Consider the following 19,548-nt stretch of genomic DNA (forward strand, 5'->3'; position numbering starts at 1 on the left):
TACTGAAGCAGCTAAGTGAGAAATGCTACACGACTTAGAGCGACGCGATTGTTTCGCACCCTGCAACTTTTTCGAGAAGGGACCTCCGCACTTCAGATCGCACCCTCAACTGTCGTACCCCAAGTTCGGCCGCAACCAGCGCTCGGCTTCTTCCAAGGGCATGCCCTTGCGCTTCGCGTAGTCTTCGACTTGTTCTTTGCTGATTCGATCCACGGCAAAGTAGCGTGCCTCAGGATGCGCGAAGTACAGGCCGCTGACGCTGGCGGCGGGGTGCATGGCGAGGGATTCGGTGAGTTTCACGCCGGTTGCGTTCTCTGCATCGAGAAGCGCGAACAGCGTGCGTTTCTCGGTGTGGTCCGGTTGTGAAGGATAACCCGGTGCGGGTCGGATACCGCGATAGTTCTCAGAGATAAGCGATTCGTTGTCGAGAGCCTCCTCTTTACCGTAGCCCCACTGCTGGCGGACTTGTTGGTGGGCATATTCCGCAAAGGCTTCGGCAAGGCGATCGGCGAGTGATTTGGTCAGTATCGCGTTGTAGTCGTCATGTTGGGCGTTGTACTTTGCGGCCAGTTCATCACAACCGATGCCGGCGGTCACGACGAAAGCGCCGATGTGATCTTTGCGTCCACTTTCGATTGGAGCGATGAAGTCTGACAGTGAATAGAAAGTGCCCTGCCCTTTGCGTTCCCACTGTTGGCGCAGCCCGTGGAACCGGGCAGCGACTTCTTTCCTCGCATCGTCCGAGTAGACGAGAATATCTTCCCCATCACTGGCAGCGGGCCAAAAGCCGTAGACGCCGGTAGCGGAGAGCGACTTGTTGGCGACGATCTCGTCGAGTAATTCGTTTGCTTCGTCGAATAGTTTTTTTGCTGCTTCACCAACCTTGGCATCCTCGAAAATCTTCGGGTACTTGCCTTTGAGTTCCCAAGTCATGAAGAAGGGGGACCAGTCGATGTACTCGCGCAAGGTTTCCAGCGAAAGGTCCTTAAATTCACGCACGCCGGTGAACTCTGGCTGCGGAATATCAACGGTCGCCCAATCACAGGTGAACCGCTTCTCCTTCGCCTGCTCATAAGGCAACAAGGTCACTTGTTGACGCTTCGCGAACGAAGCGACGAGTTGCTCCTGCGTCTTGCGATTCTCCACGTCGAATGTTGGGCGGCTCTCTGGGTTAATGAGCTTCTCAACCACACCTACAGAGCGCGATGCATCGAGCACGTGGGCCACGATATTCTCATAGTGCGGAGCAATCTTCACGGCCGTGTGCTTCGCACTGGTTGTAGCACCGCCGATCAACAGCGGCTTCTCGTTGCCCGTACGCTTCATTTCGCGCGCCACGTGAACCATCTCATCGAGACTTGGCGTAATGAGCCCTGACAAGCCGATGATATCGACGTTGTGTTTTTCGGCTTCTTCGAGGATCGTCTCGCAGGCGACCATGACGCCCAGATCCACAACTTCAAAGTTATTGCAGCCGAGCACTACGCCGACGATATTCTTGCCGATGTCGTGCACGTCGCCTTTGACGGTGGCCATGAGCACCTTGCCGCGAGCTTGCCCGGCAGTGCCGGCGGCTTCTTTCTCTTCTTCCATGTAGGGAGTGAGATACGCGACGGACTTTTTCATCACGCGGGCAGATTTGACTACCTGGGGGAGGAACATTTTACCTGCGCCAAACAGATCGCCCACGACACTCATGCCAGCCATCAGCGGGCCTTCGATGATTTGCAGGCACGTGTCGTACTTCTGGCGGGCTTCCTCGGTATCTTCCTCGACGTGTTTGACGACGCCTTTCAGCAGGGCGTACTTGAGACGTTCCTCGACGGTGTCATTGCGCCACTCGGTATCCGCTGATGCCCCCCGGCCCCCGGACTTGTCTTTGAGGTTTTCTGCAAAGTCGACGAGGCGTTCTGTCGCATCGTCGCGGCGATTGAGGATCACATCCTCGACGAGTTCCTTAAGTTGCGGCTCGATGTTGTCGTAAACCTCGAGCTGCCCAGCGTTCACGATACCCATATCGAGACCGGCGCTGACGGCGTGATAGAGGAACGCGGAGTGAATTGCTTCGCGCACCTTGTCGTTGCCACGGAATGAGAAACTCACATTCGAAACACCGCCCGACACATGCACGCCGGGGCAGGTGGCTTTGATCTCGCGTGTTGCTTCGATGAAGTCGACCGCGTAGTTGTTATGCTCTTCGATGCCAGTAGCGATCGTGAGAATATTCGGGTCAAAAATAATGTCGCTGGCCGGGAAGTCAGCCTCCTCGGTGAGCAGTTTGTACGCCCGCTGGCAAATGCGTACTTTGTCTTCCTTGGTGGCGGCTTGCCCTTTTTCGTCGAATGCCATGACCACCGCTGCCGCACCGTACTGCCGGCACAATTTTGCGCGGCGCAGGAATTCCTCTTCGCCATCCTTCAGGCTGATGGAGTTGACGATCGGCTTACCTTGAATTGCCTGCAAGCCGGCTTCCAGGACTTCCCACTTGCTACTATCGACCATCACGGGCACAGCGGCGATGTCCGTCTCGCCAGCGATTAGACGCAAAAACTTGGTCATCACGGCGACGCCATCGATCATGCCCTCGTCCATGTTGATATCGATGACATTCGCACCACCTTCGACTTGATTGCGAGCGACTTCGATCGCTTCCTCGTAGTTCTCGCTCTTGATGAGACGATCGAACTTCTTCGAGCCGGTAATATTCGTACGCTCGCCGATCATCAGGAAGTTACTCTCGGGGCGCAGTTCCATCGGTTGGGTGCCGCTGAGGCGCAAGCGTTGCGGCAGCTTCACACGTTGGTGCGGCTTCACATTTTTCGTTCGCTCCGCAATTGCTTCAATATGTGCCGGGCTCGTGCCGCAGCAACCTCCCACGATGTTCAACCAGCCCGCATCGGCAAATTCGCCGACGAGTTTCGCCATGCCTGCGGGATCGAGATCGTACTCGCCCATTTCGTTGGGCAATCCGGCGTTGGAGTGGCAACTGATATGTGCGGTGGATATGTTCTGCAAGGTTTCCAGATGAGGTCGCATGAGTTCGGGACCCAGTGCGCAATTCATGCCAACCGACATCATCGGGAAGTGTGAGATCGCCTGCCAGAACGCTTCGACCGATTGGCCAGAGACGAACGTAGCGCCACCCTTATCGAACGTTCCTGAAACCATGACGGGCAGGCTTGTGCCCGACTCATCGAAAAATCGCTGTATCGCGAAGAGACAAGCCTTGAGGTTGAGCGTGTCGATGACGGTTTCCGCCATAAGGATGTCGATGCCAGCCTCAGCCAGGGCTTTCACTTGGCCGTAGTAAGAGGTTTCCATCTCGGCGAACGTCGTGCCACGAAAAGCGGGGTCGTCTACCTTGGTGCTAATGGCGGTTTGCTTGGTCGTGGGACCAATCGAGCCGGCGACGAACCGCGGGCGCTCGGGCGTTTTTTCGTTGAACTCGTCGCGTGCCTTGACTGCACACGCAACCGCCGCGGCATTGATATCTTGCACGTACGAATCGGGCATGTCGAATTCGTCCATACCAACGACACTCGCACCGAAGGTATTGGTCGTTACGATGTCCGCGCCGGCGGCATAGTAGCGACGATGAATGTCTGTGATGTCGTCTGGCCGCGTGAGGCAGAGAATATCCGCGAAGTTCTTCAGGTCCTTGGTGTGATCGGCAAAACGTTCGCCGCGCACGTCAGCCTCTTCCAGACCGAGGGCCTGAATCTGGGTGCCCATGGCCCCGTCGAGAATGAGGATTCGCTCCTTCATGAGCGAGTGAAGGAGTTCGGTCTGGTCGATGATCGGAGAGGTGGGCATAGCTAGGTGAGATAGAATTGGGTGTGTTTAGAACCGACCATGATACCTATCTTAGAGAGGACCGCCCAGGGTGGGGCGGAGTTCGCTCGTTGAAGGGGGAAGGCGGAAGGCAGTATCATGTCATTCCGAAAGGAGTCGAACGACTGAGGAATCCGGTTGTTTCGCGAACTCAGGCTGAAGCTAGATTCCTCGGTCGGCAAGCCTCGCTTCGGAATGACATTAACGCAGAATTTGCAGTCCTATTGAGCCAAATGCAGGCCCATGACCAGAGCCCGTCGTGTAGCTATAATGGACGTTTCTTACTTCCCGCGGCTTGCGCCCGGGACTAGGGTTTCCACGTATTCTCGACCTACTACCTAACGCCTCAACATGCTTAACAAATACAGCAGCAAGATCACTCAGCCGAAATCTCAAGGTGCCAGCCAAGCGATGCTTTATGGCACGGGGATGACCGACGAAGATATGCAGAGGGCCCAAGTGGGCATTGCTAGCGTTTGGTACGAAGGCAACACATGCAACATGCACCTGCTTGACCTTGCGGCCGAGGTGAAGGCTGGTATGGCGGAGGCAGACCTCGTGGGCATGCGGTTCAATACGATTGGCGTTTCCGATGGCATCTCGATGGGGACCGACGGGATGAGTTACTCGTTGCAGTCGCGTGACCTCATTGCCGACAGCATCGAAACCGTGATGGGAGCCCAGTGGTATGACGGACTAGTGACCATCCCCGGGTGCGACAAGAACATGCCGGGCTGCTTGATCGCCATGGGCCGGCTAAACCGCCCTGCCCTGATGATCTACGGCGGCACCATCAAGCCGGGCTTCACGAAGTTCACCGAGAATGGCGAGAAGCGAGATATCGTCAGTGCGTTCCAATGCTACGGCGAATTCCTCGCGGGCAAGATTACCGATGAGGAACGTAAAGAGATCGTGAAAGTGAGCTGCCCAGGGGCTGGCGCTTGCGGCGGCATGTACACAGCCAACACGATGGCCTCGGCCATTGAAGCGATGGGTATGTCGTTGCCCTATAGTTCTTCAATCCCAGCGGTCGATCCCGACAAACTAAAGGAATGCCGCCAAGCGGGTAAGGCGATCTATCACTTACTCGAAAAAGACATCAAGCCGCGTGACATTATGACGCGTGATGCTTTCGAAAACGCGATGGTACTTCTCACCGCGGTAGGCGGCTCAACGAACGCGGTGCTGCATCTGCTAGCGATGGCGCGTTCGGTGGATGTAGCGCTCTCGATCGACGACTTCCAGTCAGTGAGCAACCGCACGCCGTTGATTGCCGACTTGAAACCGAGCGGCCGTTTTGTGCAGGAAGAGTTGCACGCAGTGGGCGGGACGCCGGCGGTGATGAAGCTGCTGCTGGAAGAAGGCATGATCAAGGGCGATTGCATGACGGTGACCGGTAAGACAATCGCAGAGAACCTAGCCGAGCTGCCAGGGCTTTCCGAAGGGCAAGAAGTGGTGCGCCCGTTGAGCAACCCGATCAAAGCAACTGGCCATATACGCATCATGCGCGGTAATTTCTGCCCCACCGGCGCGGTCGCCAAGATTACGGGCAAGGAAGGCTTGGTCTTCAAGGGAACTGCCAACTGCTTCGATTCCGAAGAGGACATGCTTGCCGCGCTCGAAGAAGACAATATCAAGAAAGGCGACGTCGTTATCATCCGCTACGAAGGCCCCCAAGGCGGCCCTGGTATGCCGGAGATGCTAACTCCGACTAGCGCCATCATGGGTGCAGGTCTAGGATCGGATGTGGCGTTGATGACCGACGGCCGATTCAGTGGCGGCTCGCACGGTTTTATCGTGGGGCATGTGACACCCGAAGCCCAAGTCGGCGGACCGATCGCACTCGTTGAGAATGGCGACAAGATCACCATCGACGCGGAGGAGAATCTCATCACCGTAGACATCACGGACGAGGAATTCGCGAAGCGTGAGGCGGCTTGGAAAGCGCCGGCATACAAGGCAACACGGGGCACGCTTTACAAGTACATTAAGAACGTGAAGAGTGCGAGCGAGGGGTGTGTGACGGACGAGTGAGATTTTGCGGTTTTTCCCATTCTTGGTACAATTAGATTCATGGACACACAGAACCTACCCGTCTTCGATGCTGCTCTGGCACTTCCGCCGGCACAACGCTCAGAATTGGCTGACAAGCTGGTATTGAGCCTTGCGCCTCCGGAGCGAGACGGCAACGAAAAAATGATTACCGATCTAGCTGCACAACTAGACGCGTTCGAGCGTGGTGAGTTGGAAACGATTGATGGGCCCGAGGCCTTAGCAGAACTTCGACGCCGCCAAGCTCGAAGGCAATCGTCTTGAAATGGGAATTGACGCCGCGCGTCTTGGATGATGCCGACCGAGCAGCAGCATGGTACGAATCTCGCCGAACAGGTTTGGGCAGCGAATTGCTCGACGAATTCGAGTTTGCCATCTTTGAAGTGATCAAGTCTCCTAAGCTGTATCCATTGCTGGAACAACCTGAGAACATCAAAGGTCGTGCACGACGCTTTTTGCTTCCCCGGTTCCCTTACGTGCTGATTTACGCGATGGATGGGGTAGAACTTGCCTTTCTCACCTTGCAGAATACTGCCAGCGATCCCGAAAACTGGCTTCGTTAATGATGGGTCAGAGAATGCCTCGCCGCTTAACCGTCCTAACACTCGTTCTCGCGGTTATCCTCGCCGGGGCATGGTACAAGGAGCGGGAGAACCGGCGGGACTGGGAGACGCAAACGGCGTGGAACCAGAAGATCGAGCGGCTAACGTCCGACGGACTTAAGCATAAAGAGATAATGGTCGCTCAAGTTCGTTCCTGGTGGACCAAGCCCAATGGCTTGAGCAAAGTCGAGTCAGAATGGAACGATGGCGAGCCCTTGGAACTGACGCAAATGGACGATCTCCAACATGCAACCTGGATTGACCCCAAATACAATATCGAACACAAATTCACATTCCGCGACGGCATAGTAATCGGCCACGGTACAGGTTGGGGGCCACGCAGTGTACTGGCGACATATCCGAGGCCTGCGAATTTCTCCCGCAGTTCCGAAGCCGAGTCCATCCGCGAAATAAATCTCGGCTGCGCCATAATCTTATGGTTTCATCTTTTCCTAGCATCGTTAGCCACGAAAGACTCACGCTGGTTGGAAGAGGGAGCGATCATAACCGCCATCACTGCTGGAGTTGCGTGGCTTGTCGATCCTATCCACTCCATTAGTTGGCACGGTATTTTCTCAAACGACAATCTGGTCTTTGCTTTGATAATGCTCGTCCTCTCAGGTGTACTGCTTGCCATTCGCCGGGCCGATGCGGCAGTCGGCTGGGGTTTTCGCTTCAGCCTGAGAGGAATGCTCATCGCAATGACTGCGGTGGCACTTCTACTGGCCTTGGGACCGGTCGGCTACGTGGCATTGGCAGTGGCAAGCGGTGCGGTGCTGCTAGGTGTCTTGAGGTTTCTACAGATTCGCGGGGCAACTTCCCACGAGCCGCAAGTGGGTTGACTATACTGGAAAGTCCCCCAACACTTAGCTGCAGAGCCAGCCCGACGCTTCTGACCGACTGCTCTCTGGATACCACGCGGCGGTCAAGGCCGTCGGCCAACGATAATTTTTCGCCTTTGGAGTTTTTCTCTGATGTTTCTACGTAGTTTGCTTCTCGTGTGCTGTACTCTCTCGCTCTTCACATTTCACCCTTCGCTCGTTCTGGCTGACCATCACGAGGAACTCAAGGCAGAAGCTCAGACTGCTGACAAGAAGGAAGAGACGCGGGCAGACGAAAAATCTGATGACAAGAAAGACGAGCCCAAAGTCACCCAGGGCACCGTCACCATCGACGGCAGCGAAGTCGCTTACACCGCCACCGCGGGTAAGCTGCCGATGAAGAGCGACGACGGAGAGACCAAGGCGGACGTGTTTTTTGTCGCCTACACAGTGGAAGCGGAAGGCGGCAAGCAGCGCCCGATCACGTATTGCTTCAACGGCGGACCCGGCTCTTCGAGCGTGTGGCTGCACCTGGGCATGCTCGGGCCGCAACGCGTGAAGCTGGATTCCGATGCAGGACGTGTGCGACCACCGGCCGAGTTAATTGCGAACCCTTACTCGTTGCTCGATAAGACGGATCTCGTGTTCATCGATCCTGTGAGCACCGGCTACAGTCGTCCGGCCAAGGGAGAGAAGAAGAACCAGTTCCACGGCTACGATGAAGATCTGAAATCTGTTGGCCAGTTCATTCACGACTACACCACCAAGTACGGTCGCTGGGGCTCGCCGAAGTTCTTGCTTGGCGAGAGCTATGGCGGCTTGCGCGCGGCAGGGCTCAGCGGTCGGCTGCAAGATCGGTACCACATGTACCTCAACGGCGTGGTATTGATTTCCGCAGTGGTGGACTTTCAAACGCTACGTGCCAACGGAAACAACGACATCGGGTACGCGCTCTTTTTGCCCGCCTATGCAGCGACAGCTTGGTACCACGAGGCGCTCGACGAACCACTCCAAAAGCTGTCCATAGAGAAGCTCGTGAAAAACGCCGAAAAGTTCGCTTCCGGGCCCTACCTGAGGGCGTTGCTCGCTGGCGATTCGCTTCAGGGAAAAAAGCGTGAGAAAATCATCGCCCGCATGTCTGCACTTACGGGACTCTCAGAAGATTTTCTCGATCGCGCAAAGTTGCGAGTGAGCATGCCCCAGTTCGGCAAAGAGCTGTTGCGTGAACGCCGCAAAGTCGTTGGTCGTTTTGATGGTCGCTATACAGGCAGCGATCGCGATTCAGTGGGCGAGTACACCGAGCACGACCCAAGCGGCACAGCACTGTTCGGGGCGTTTACTTCTGCAATGAACCAGTATCTGCGCGACACTCTGAAAGTCGAGGAAGAACGTGTCTACGAGATTCTCACTGGCAACGTCCATCCATGGGACTATAGCGAATTTACCAATCGCTACGTAGATGCCAGCCAAACGCTTCGTAAAGCGATGGCGGACAATCCCTACCTCCGTGTGTTTGCCGCCTGTGGTTACTATGATTTGGCGACCCCCGGTTTCGCCATGCAATACACGCGTAACCATCTCGGCTTGTCGCCTGAGTTGCGTGATCATATCGAGCTGCAGTTCTACGAAGGGGGTCACATGATGTATGTGCATGAGCCTTCGCTGGAGAAGCTGCGAGACGACTTACTGAAGTTCTATGACACGACGCTCAACGCAGAAGTTAAGACACCTACGGAGTGACGCTAGCAGTTGAGTAGGGTGATCAGAGGGCAGTTTCATTGACTTGACGAACGAGACTGCCCACGCTTTGAATTGTCGTCTTTACTAGCCCTACTAGTTCTGCAATAACTCACGAAGCACTCTCAATCTTACCGGCAACCGTTACGTTAAATCTTACGCGTATAGGCGTGACGATTAGAGTTCCCTGCCATGGATCGAACCTAATTCCTCCCTTATCGCAGTTATGCTTAGGCGTGTTAAATCAAAACTTCTGCGAAGTTCACGTTTTAACTCCCTGTTACGTGCTTGCGTACGGTGGCCCTTCTTTGCGGACTGTTACTATTGCTTTTCGGGGAGCTTTCGCCGCGAACATCGGGCGGTGCTGCTGGGCAAGCTCTCGCATTTGAATAAGAAAGATGAAGTCTGCCATTCGGGAGCTACCTACACGCTCCGACGGAATGTTCATCGGCTGGAAAAGGGGCTGATTATGCGGCCTCGGCGTGCGAGCTTCGCCTTGGATTATCTCGGAGAGACGATGCAGGCGTACGAAGAGACGATAGGACTAGCAAGTGAAGAAAACCAAGCTTTGCTGACATGGGCTTATGATGTGCTCTTCAAGTACTATTCAGTCGTAACTGAAAACGCTGAAGTCGACGCCTTTCGTACCCATTTTGAAGCGATGGAGGTTCCTCAACGTACCGAACCGAACCAATTGATCCCCTATCAGCGTGCAACGAATCCGCTGCGGGTCGATCTTCAGGGCATCCAGGAATTGGCATATCGTCGACGGAGCGTTCGTTGGTACCTCGACAAACCGGTTCCTCGAAGTTTTCTCGATGAAGCGATCGAAGTTGCCAAACTTTCGCCGAGTGCCTGCAACCGCCAGCCCTTTTCGTTCCAGGTTTTTGACGATCCTGAGGATGCCCGACGCGTAGGTGCGATCCCCTGGGGAACGAAAGGCTTTGCGGAGCATTTTCAGTGTGTGATCGTCATCATTGGAGATCTGAGCGCCTATTTCGATGAGCGAGACCGCCACATTATTTATATCGATGCGGGCCTTTCCGCGATGGCTTTGCAATTCGCCCTCGAATCGCAAGGAGTCAGCTCTTGCTGCATCAATTGGCCCGATATTGAAGCGAAGGAAATTGAAATGCAGGAAGTCTTGGGGCTGGAACTCTACCAGCGGCCCATCATGTGTATGTCAGTAGGCTACCCCGATCCGCAGGGGAGTGTGCCCTACTCGCAGAAGAAAACGCTGAATGAAATTAGGACGTACCGCCAACTATGATTGTTCAACTCTTTGGGGCGGGATTTGATAACCGCGGCGCCCAGCTGATGCTATGGACGGCTGCCCAAAAGCTACGGGAGTTGCACCCGGAAGTCGAAATCGTCGTCGAAGCGATCCGGAGTAGTCCCTCGGAAAGGGCAAGCTACGACCTCCGAACGCTGTTCCCTTCGCTAGGACTTCCCAAACAGAAAAGGGCCGTTCGACTCGCTTCGACCTACGATCGTCTGAGCCGACTGCTGCCTACGAAGCTGCATCGCAAGTACGGGCTGGTTCGACGCTGCGACGTGGATGCCTTTATCGACATTTCTGGGTACGCTTTCGGTGACAAATGGACGCTACTAAACCTCCGAGAACTCGATGCGAGGCTCTCCGTGTTTGCTCGCAAAGGGAAGCCTCGGATTCTGCTTCCTCAAATGCTTGGCCCCTTCAACGAAGAGCCGAAGCGGAGGGCGGCGGAGAAGGCTTTCTCAAAAGCGGACCTGATTTATGCCCGCGATCAAACGTCGTTGGAATGCGTACAAGCGCTGGATTGTGGCCCGGCGGAGATTCAGCTGGCTCCAGACATCACCATCTTTTGCGACGCGAAGAAAACGAAACCACCATTGGATGGGCCTTATGCTTCGCTGGTGCCCAACGCGCGGATGCTGGATAAGGCGGCCGGCACGTGGGGCGAGAACTACATGGAAGCCCTGGTCCAAGCGGGACAGAAGATTAAGAGTTATGACGTCCAACCGATTGTTGTCATCCACGATATTGGCCAAAACGACATCAAGCTGGGCTACGAACTGGCAGATCGCTTGGAGATTCCCCGTGAGAGAGTCTATCAACCCGACGATGCGTTAGAAATCAAGCAGCTTCTTGCTCAGGGCGTGATGACGATTGGTTCGCGGTTTCACGCGCTCGTATCCAGCCTGTCGACCGGAGTTCCTTCGATTGCCTTGGGTTGGGCGCATAAGTATGAGGCGTTACTCAAGGATTTTGGCCTCCCCGAGCTGTGCTGCCATCACACCGAGGGGCCTGATTGCACGCTGAAGCATATTGATCGCTGCATGGACCCAGACCGCCGCGAGCAAGTCGTGCAGACCTTGCAAGCCAGTAAGAAACACATGCGTGCTGAAAATGAGCGGATGTGGAGCCGGGTCTCCGAGATGCTTCGCGTGAGGTGCAGCTAGCCCTAGGGTATGCGAGGACGTTCTGCCAAGGAGGGGCACGCCAGTGGATGTTGAACTAGCCGAGCAGCACTGTGTAGGTTGGTTGGTGGGGTGCAACCGCACAACAGTACCAAAACCGTCATAGCAATCGCAGACAAGAGGCGCCTTGGCAATGAGTTACGTCGAAGAACGTACTCCCATTTTCGAGCTCGTGAAATAGCGCCGTTTTGGAGAGTTTTTTCTAGCCCGGGAGAGTCACTCATTGGCTGCGAAGAAAATGTCGTTCGCTGCTCAGGACAAAATGACCTGTGTCATGAACCCGGACCATAACCGGGCACAAGAATCCCCCGTGTGCCATCATTTGGACTAGCACTTCTCTGCGGTAGGTGAATTTACCGCTGCATCCAAGAACAGCTATTTCGAGCTGGCGGGGGATGCAACCTCATGCAATTGGCCGAGCGACGAACTCAGCGAAGTCTGGTGCACCACTGCGTCGCAGCACCCAAAACATTGTCACACAGGTGGCCGTGCCTCGAAGTCTGTTTGCCGCGATCCTCGACCGGATTGCACGCTTGGCGATTCCACCTCCTAGTGTCGCGGTGCCATGCGCCTAATTCAATTGGCCGGTGTAAGCCGCGACTTCAGAGGAAATTGCGCGCCGATGGCGGATTTGAAGCTCAGTGAAGGGCCACACAACGCCGCTGGTCCATCAAGGAACGAGAAAAATGTTTGAAAAACTCCACGCGCTAGCCGCAGGGGAGGGGCGCTGCGGTTAGAATAAGGGCCGGAATGCGCCGGGAGCGGTTCCCGGCTGATCTATCTGGGGAATCCCGGTCAAATAAACTTGGGGCAAATCATGTTCAGATTATCGTTTGTGGTCGTTTTTTCGGTTCTATGTTCCGGGCTTGCCCATGCTCAGGAAGTGCTCCCACGTCCCGAGGGGCCTTTCACTGGGAAGATAGGACTGACGTACAAGGATTCCGAGGCGGTGAAACCGGAGCTTAAGGTGCCGGCTACGTTTGGAATAGAAGACGCTCCGAACATTCTCATCGTCCTCATCGATGACTGCGGCTACGGCCAGATGGGAACCTTTGGTGGGGCAATTCCGACTCCCACATTTGATCGCGTTGCCAACAATGGTTTGCGTTTTAACCGCTTTCACACAACTGCGCTCTGCTCGCCAACGCGAGCCGCGCTGCTTTGCGGGCGCAATCATCACTCGGTGGCGAGTGGTGTGATCGGCGAGGCGGGAACCGGCTTTCCCGGTTACTCAGGGATCATTCCCGCAAGCGCCGGCACCTTTGCCGAGACGCTTCGCGAGTACGGCTATATGAATGCGTGGTTCGGCAAGAACCACAATGTACCCGACTGGGAGACGAGCCTCGTTGGGCCCTTCGACCGCTGGTCCGAAGGCCTAGGCTTCGATTACTTCTATGGCTTCGTCGGTGGCGACACCGATCAATTCCATCCTGCGTTGGTGGAAGGCAAGAAACGTATAGAGCCGCCCGAAACCAATGAAGATGGCAGCCCCTATCACTTCACGACCGACATCGCCGACAAGGCGATCCGCATGATGCGGGCCTCGAAAGCGGTCGCTCCACAGCGTCCCTTCTTCGTTTACTTTGCCACCGGTGCAACGCACGCGCCCCACCAAGTGCCCGAAGAGTGGATCGCCAAATTCAAAGGCAAATTCGAGGGAGGCTGGGACAAGTACCGCGAAGAGACGTTCGCCCGCCAAAAGAAGATGGGCATCATACCGGCCGATACAAAATTGACTCCTCGGCCCGATTCGCTTCCTGCTTGGGACTCGCTCCCCGAGGCCGAGCGCAAAGTCTACGCCCGCATGATGGAGGTGTTCGCCGCGTTTACCGCTCATACCGATCATGAAGTTGGTCGGTTGGTCGATACGATTGAAGAAATGGGCGAGCTCGACAACACGCTCGTCATCTACATGGCGGGCGACAACGGTTCGAGTGCCGAGGGAGGGATCAATGGACTCTTGAATGAAATGACGTTTTTCAACGCCCTGCCGGAATCGCTCGACACCAAACTCGCCGCGTTCGACACGCTCGGCAGCGACAAACACTACAACCACTTCCCCGCCGGTTGGGCGTGGGCGATGGACACGCCGTTTCAGTGGACCAAACAAATCGCTAGCCACTTCGGCGGCACTCGCAACGGCATGGCCATGTCCTGGCCCAAACGGATTAAGGCGAAAGGCGAGTTACGCGATCAATTCCATCACGTGATCGATATCGCCCCTACGATTCTTGAGGCAGTCGGCGTGGAAGCACCCGCTCAACTCAATGGCGTTGCGCAGAAGCCGATTGAGGGGGTCAGTATGATTTACACGTTCGACGATGCCGACGCGCCCGACCGCCGCACAACGCAGTATTTCGAGATGCTCGGCAACCAAGGGATGTACCACGATGGCTGGATGGCGAGCGCACTTCGGGGCATTCCCTGGGACAGCGAGTCGCCGCCGATCGATCTGTTGAATATGCCTTGGGAACTTTATCACATCGACAAAGACTTCAGCCAAGCCAACGATCTCGCAAAGCAGAACCCAGAGAAGCTCGACGAGCTCGTCAAGCTGTTCTTCGCCGAAGGATCCAAATACCAAGTCATGCCACTCGACGGTCGCAAGACAGAGCGATTAAATATCGATAATCGCCCGAGCCTGACACAAGGGCGGACAAAGTTTACGTATCCGAACCTGCTGCGTCTTCCTGAGGGGGCCTCACCCGACCTGAAGCATAAGAGCCACACGATCTCGGCGAATGTCACGATACCCGAAGGAGGCGCCGACGGCATGATCTTCACGCAGGGAGGTCGCTTCGCTGGCTATGGACTTTTTGTAAAGGATGGCAAACTCGTCTATCACTACAATTTGGCCGGTGTCGAGCGATTTAATATCGCTTCAGACAAGAAGATTCCTACGGGTGAAGTCGAGATCAAGGCCGTCTATAAGACCGACGCCGACAAGGCTTTCGCTGGCGCCGACGTGACACTGTTCGCCAATGGCGAGAAGATCGCCAAGGGCCGGGTCGAGAAGAGTATTCCTAATCGCGTGACTCTCGACGAAACGCTCGACATCGGCTTCGACACCGGCACGCCGGTGGCCGACGTTTACGAAATGCCTTTCAAATTTGAAGGCCAATTGGATTCCGTGACCATTGAACTTGAGTGAGAGAGGTAGGTAGCCGGTATATCCAAGACAATTTTATTCTTGGTGATCGCCGTCGGGCTTTTTCGGTCACTGCAGCGGATGGTCAGTCGTTTGATCGCTCGGTTCGTCATGCAGAAAATTTCGAACCATCCATTCCATATGCGGAACAACATCAGGCTGCCGAGGCCAAACTGGCAGCACTGAAGCAGAAGCATGGCAAGCGGCTTAACATCGTGTGGATCTTGGTCGACGACATGGGCATGGCGACCCAGGCTGCTACGGCGGTGGCGCAGTAATCGGCGCGGCAACGCCCAACATCGACCGGCTGGCGGCTGGTGGAGTGTCGACCGATTCAAGTTCGGACAATTTCGAAGTGCCTCAGGTTGGACCAACACTAGCGGCCTAGCGGCTCTAGCTACTCTCAGAGGTCTTGCCCGAAATTGTACACCACAGCGCCTTGCAGAAATCTCTTCTAGCTGGCGGGGGGATGCAACCGCTGCAGGCGGGTCAGCCGTCGACACCGTCCGAACTTACTTGCCAATAGGCATGAAGAGCGACTGGCCGTCCTAAGACGCCCTTGCTGTAGAACGACATATATTAGCTGGCCGAGACATGCGTTTCCGCGACGAAGTATCGACAACTGAGAGTGCGTGACCTAAGATTGTACACTCGCCGTGATCGCCCTTCCCGCTCATTGCACTCAATCCAGAACTTGCAGCATGACCAGCCGACTAGCCGTTCGTCTTTGCGTGGTCGCTTGGCTCCTTATGGGAGTCGTGGGCTCAGTTGGCACGTACGCCGAGCAGCCGACCCCCGGCTACAACGAAGAGATCCCGGCCGAAATCATGACGCCCGATAAGGTCGAGACCAGCATCGGTCCCCTCAACTTCGACGATGGCATCCCCGATGCCGAGACCACGCGGAAACTCTACGACAATCTCGACACACTCCGTGCGGTCGAGACCTTCCTCAATTTCATTCCCGCTACCTCCATCGAAGGACTGCGCCTCGGCCAGATCGCCCAGGGAGCGACCGAATGCAACCAGATAATCCTTTTCCAGAACCTGCTGGATTCCACTCCCTTGTTCCTCACCGGCAACACGGACACCGTCTATTGCCTCGGCTTACTCGATCTTGAAAAAGACGGACCGACCGTGGTCGAGATCCCGCCCGGCTGCGGACCAGGCACCTGTGATGATGCCTTCTTCCGCTTCGTCATCGACATGGGGCTTCCAGGACCCGATCGAGGCCAAGGAGGGAAGTATCTCATCGTCCCTCCCGGCTACGAGGGCGAGCTGCCCAAGGACAAGAAGGACGGCGGTGACTACTACGTCGCCCATTCGCGGAGCTATGTGAACTGGGTGCCGCTGCGCGGATTCCTTGTCGACGGCAAACCCGACGCCGCCGTGAAGATGTTCCAGGATGGCGTCAAAATCTACCCACTGAGCAAGGCCGACAACCCTCCGGCCATGGAGTTCATCGACAGCTCGGGGGATTATTTCAACACGATCCACGCCAACAACGACGAGTTCTATAAGGAACTGAATACGGTCATCCAGCGGGAACCCGTCGACTTCATCAGCCCGGAACTCCGTGGCATCGCCGCCTCTATCGGCATCGTCAAAGGCAAGGAATTCGCTCCCGACGAACGGATGCAGAAGATCCTGACCGACGCGGTGGCCATCGCCAACGGCACCGCCCGCGCGATCGCCTTCCGCAACCGCGATCCGCGTGCCAAGATCTACGAAGACGGGGCTTGGACGACCGCCTTCATCGGCGGCGACTATCGCTGGCTCGACGGCAATGGCATGAGAGGCCGCGACCTCGATGCCCGCACCAACTTCTTCTACATTGCCACAGTGAACACCCCCGCGATGGCCTTGAAGATGGTCGGCAAGGGCTCGCAGTACGCGCTCGCATACGTGGATAAGGATGGAAACTCGCTTGATGGCTCGAAAAACTACAAGCTCCACATTCCGGCGAATGTCCCGGCCAGGAACTTCTGGTCGGTCGTCGTCTACGATCCGCAGACCCGCTCCGAGCTCCAGACTAGCCAGCCCTTCCCCAGCAAGAACAACAAGCGTGATCAACTCATCGAGAACGCCGACGGCTCGGTCGACCTCTACTTCGGCCCCAAGGCTCCCGAGGGCAAGGAAGCCAACTGGGTCGCTACCGAACCGAGCAAGGGCTGGTTCGGCTGCCTCCGCCTCTACGGCCCGCTCGAACCCTGGTTCGACCAGACCTGGCGCCCCGGCGAGATCGAGCTGGTGAAATGATTCAAAGATCTAAACACTGAACAACCATCATCCGGAATTCATCATCCGCAGAATGGCATACACCTTTTTAAACCAATAAACCAAACATACCATGAAGCGAATACATACCCATCTGCTCGGCAGGCTCTGGCTCGCGGCCTTGCTTTCCGCCAATTCCGCCTTCGCGGTCGATACCACCGGCACTCCCGGCTCGCCGGATGCCACCACCTCCGTCCCCGGCGACCAGCTTCCCGCTCCGGCTCCAAGGTTCGGCGGCGAAATCAAGGAAACCGTCGATGAATCCAAGACCTGGTGGCCACCACGCGTCGTGCCGCCCGAGGGTGCTCCCAACATTCTGCTTGTCCTCATCGACGACTCCGGATTCGGCACCTCGAGCACTTTCGGAGGTGTGATCCCCAGCCCGACTCTGGACAAGCTCGCGGCCAACGGCCTGCGCTATACGGCGATGCACAACGCCGCACTGTGCTCCCCGACGCGCGCCGCGTTGATCAGCGGTCGCAATCACCACACCATGGGCTTCGGCGTGATCTCCGAGGCGTCCACCGGGTTCCCGGGCTATAACTCCATCATCACGCCGGACAGGGCGACGATTGGACGCATTCTTCAGGACAACGGCTTCGCGACCTCGTGGTTCGGCAAGAACCACAACACGCCGCCGTGGGTCGCGACCGATGTTGGACCGTTCGACCAATGGCCATCGGGTTACGGGTTTGAATATTTCTACGGTTTCCCGGTGGGCGAGACCAACCAGTGGGCCCCTTATCTCTTCCGCAATCACACTGCAATCTTCCCGTGGAAGGGCCAGCCCGAGGGCGACTGGAACCTGACCACCGCGATGGCCGACGAGGCAATCGACTACTTGCGCCGGACGGACGCGACGCACCCCGACAAACCGTTCCTGCTCTATTACGCGCCGGGAGGCACCCATTCACCCCACCACCCGTCGAAGGAATGGGTCGACAAGATCAGCGCGTTGAAACTCTTCGACGACGGTTGGAACAAACTGCGGGAGACGATCTTCGCCAACCAGAAGGAGCTCGGTGTCATTCCAGCCGACGCCAAGCTGACGCCATGGCCCAAGGGATCGCCGGCCAACTTGAAGGATTGGGAGGAGCTGTCGGCCGATGAGAAGAAGCTGTTCATCAAACAGGCGGACGTGTTCGCCGCCTACCACGCCTACACTGACCACGAGACCGGTCGGGTGATCGACGAGATCGAGCGCCAGGGCAAACTCGACAACACGCTGATCATCTGGCTGCAGGGCGACAACGGCAACAGCGCCGAGGGCACCACGGTCGGCACCCCGAACGACTACGCGGCGTACAATGGCGTCGACATCCCGGTGGACGTTCAGTTGGCCGATTTCTATGACAATTGGGGAGGTCCTGAGACGACCCCGCATATGGCGGTCGCCTGGACCTGGGCTTTCGATACCCCTTACAAGTGGACGAAGCAGGTTGCGTCGTATCTTGGCGGAAATCGGACCGGCGCGGTGATCTCCTGGCCGGCGCGGATCAAGGACAAGGGCGGCATCCGCAATCAGTTCCACCACGTGGTCGACGTCGTGCCGACGATCCTCGAGGCGACCGGAATCCCCGCACCCGAGTCTGTGGACGGCATTGAGCAGCACCCGATCGAGGGCGTGAGCATGGCCTACACCTTTGACGCGAAGAACGCCGACGTACCGTCGACGCACAATACGCAATACTTCGAGATGATCGGCCAGCGGGCGATCTATCACGACGGCTGGTACGCCAACACGAAGGTGGTAGTCGCGCCATGGGACAACAACCCGGGCATCAAGGTGCCGGACGTGCTCGACTACGAGTGGGAACTCTACGACCTCACGACGGACTGGACTCAGTTCGAGGACGTTTCCGCGAAGCACCCTGACAAGCTCAAGGAACTGCAGGCGGTCTTCGTTGAGGAAGCGGAAAAGTACAATGTGTTCCCCCTCAACAATGAGGGATTCCAGCGCTTCTTGCGGCCGCGGCCGAGCGGCTCGCCCGGCGTCACCGAGTTCAGTTATATCGCGCCGATCTCGATCGCGCTCGGTGCGATGCCGCCCTACCTCAACCGGGACTACACGGTTACTGCCGACATCGACATTCCGGAGGCCGGCGCCGAGGGCATGCTGATCACCGAGGGTGGCCGTTTCAACGGCTGGGGGCTCTATCTACTGAAGGGCAAACCGGTCTTCACCTACAACATGCTTGACCTGGACCGCTTCCGTTGGGAGAGCAAGGAGGCGCTTCCTCCCGGCCAACACACCGTGGTGTTCGACTTCAAGTATGATGGCCCGGGGCTCGGCAAGGGTGGAACCGGCGTACTGAGCGTCGATGGCGTCGAGGTAGCGAAAAAGACGATTCCCCACACCGTGCCCGCCGTCGAGATCATGGACGAGTGGATGGACGTCGGTTTTGACACCCGCACCGGCGTGGATGATAGCGACTATCAAGTGCCGTTCACCTTCACCGGCAAGATCAACAAGATTACCTTCAAGCCAGGTCCACCGGAGATGACCGAGGAGCAGATGAAGAAGGCCTCAGAGATGAGGGCCAAGCCGAACGACTGACCCGTCACTTCGGTTGCAAAGTAGTCGGGTCTGCTCTCGCCAGGGTGGGTCCGCGCACTCAGAA

Annotated in this window: 12 protein-coding genes; 11 read left to right on the top strand and 1 reads right to left on the bottom strand. The window is 56.6% G+C overall.

Features of this window, described 5'->3' with window-relative positions; translation table 11 throughout:
• Positions 1-105: 105 nt before the first annotated feature.
• Positions 106-3,813, bottom strand: coding sequence for a methionine synthase (gene metH / locus HG15A2_RS19075; protein WP_145062322.1), 3,708 nt, complete (start codon positions 3,811-3,813; stop codon positions 106-108).
• Positions 3,814-4,182: 369 nt separating this feature from the next.
• Between metH and ilvD the strand changes: the two genes are divergently transcribed.
• From ilvD to HG15A2_RS19130, 11 genes are all read left to right on the top strand, one after another.
• On the top strand, positions 4,183-5,865 hold the full coding sequence (ilvD, locus tag HG15A2_RS19080; RefSeq protein ID WP_145062324.1) for a dihydroxy-acid dehydratase: 1,683 nt from the start codon (positions 4,183-4,185) through the stop codon (positions 5,863-5,865).
• Between the two features lie 39 nt (positions 5,866-5,904).
• Positions 5,905-6,147 carry an addiction module protein gene (locus HG15A2_RS19085; protein ID WP_145062326.1) on the top strand — a complete coding sequence of 81 codons (243 nt, stop codon included), beginning with the start codon at positions 5,905-5,907 and terminating at the stop codon, positions 6,145-6,147.
• The gene (locus tag HG15A2_RS19090; protein ID WP_145062328.1) at positions 6,144-6,446 is read left to right on the top strand and encodes a hypothetical protein; all 303 of its coding nucleotides are present in this window, start codon (positions 6,144-6,146) and stop codon (positions 6,444-6,446) included. The genes HG15A2_RS19085 and HG15A2_RS19090 overlap by 4 nt, the downstream gene beginning before the upstream one ends.
• A gap of 14 nt (positions 6,447-6,460) precedes the next feature.
• A complete protein-coding gene (locus HG15A2_RS19095; protein ID WP_145062329.1) occupies positions 6,461-7,327 on the top strand; it encodes a hypothetical protein in 867 nt (288 codons plus the stop codon).
• Between the two features lie 132 nt (positions 7,328-7,459).
• On the top strand, positions 7,460-9,046 hold the full coding sequence (locus HG15A2_RS19100; RefSeq protein WP_145062331.1) for a S10 family peptidase: 1,587 nt from the start codon (positions 7,460-7,462) through the stop codon (positions 9,044-9,046).
• Positions 9,047-9,428: 382 nt separating this feature from the next.
• Complete coding sequence (locus tag HG15A2_RS19105; RefSeq protein WP_218932099.1) at positions 9,429-10,313, top strand: nitroreductase family protein; 885 nt, start codon at positions 9,429-9,431, stop codon at positions 10,311-10,313.
• Positions 10,310-11,485, top strand: coding sequence for a polysaccharide pyruvyl transferase family protein (locus HG15A2_RS19110; RefSeq protein WP_145062336.1), 1,176 nt, complete (start codon positions 10,310-10,312; stop codon positions 11,483-11,485). The genes HG15A2_RS19105 and HG15A2_RS19110 overlap by 4 nt, the downstream gene beginning before the upstream one ends.
• An 835-nt stretch (positions 11,486-12,320) precedes the next feature.
• On the top strand, positions 12,321-14,654 hold the full coding sequence (locus HG15A2_RS19115) for an arylsulfatase (RefSeq protein WP_145062338.1): 2,334 nt from the start codon (positions 12,321-12,323) through the stop codon (positions 14,652-14,654).
• Positions 14,651-14,929 (top strand): hypothetical protein, encoded by a 279-nt coding sequence (locus HG15A2_RS19120; protein ID WP_218932100.1) that lies wholly within the window; start codon positions 14,651-14,653, stop codon positions 14,927-14,929. Before HG15A2_RS19115 ends, HG15A2_RS19120 begins: the two co-directional genes overlap by 4 nt.
• A gap of 423 nt (positions 14,930-15,352) precedes the next feature.
• A complete protein-coding gene (locus HG15A2_RS19125; protein WP_145062340.1) occupies positions 15,353-16,909 on the top strand; it encodes a DUF1254 domain-containing protein in 1,557 nt (518 codons plus the stop codon).
• A 91-nt stretch (positions 16,910-17,000) separates the two neighbouring features.
• On the top strand, positions 17,001-19,484 hold the full coding sequence (locus HG15A2_RS19130; protein WP_145062342.1) for an arylsulfatase: 2,484 nt from the start codon (positions 17,001-17,003) through the stop codon (positions 19,482-19,484).
• The last annotated feature ends 64 nt before the right edge of the window (positions 19,485-19,548 follow it).

Source organism: Adhaeretor mobilis, from assembly GCF_007741515.1.
GTDB classification, from domain to species: Bacteria; Planctomycetota; Planctomycetia; order Pirellulales; family Lacipirellulaceae; genus Adhaeretor; species Adhaeretor mobilis.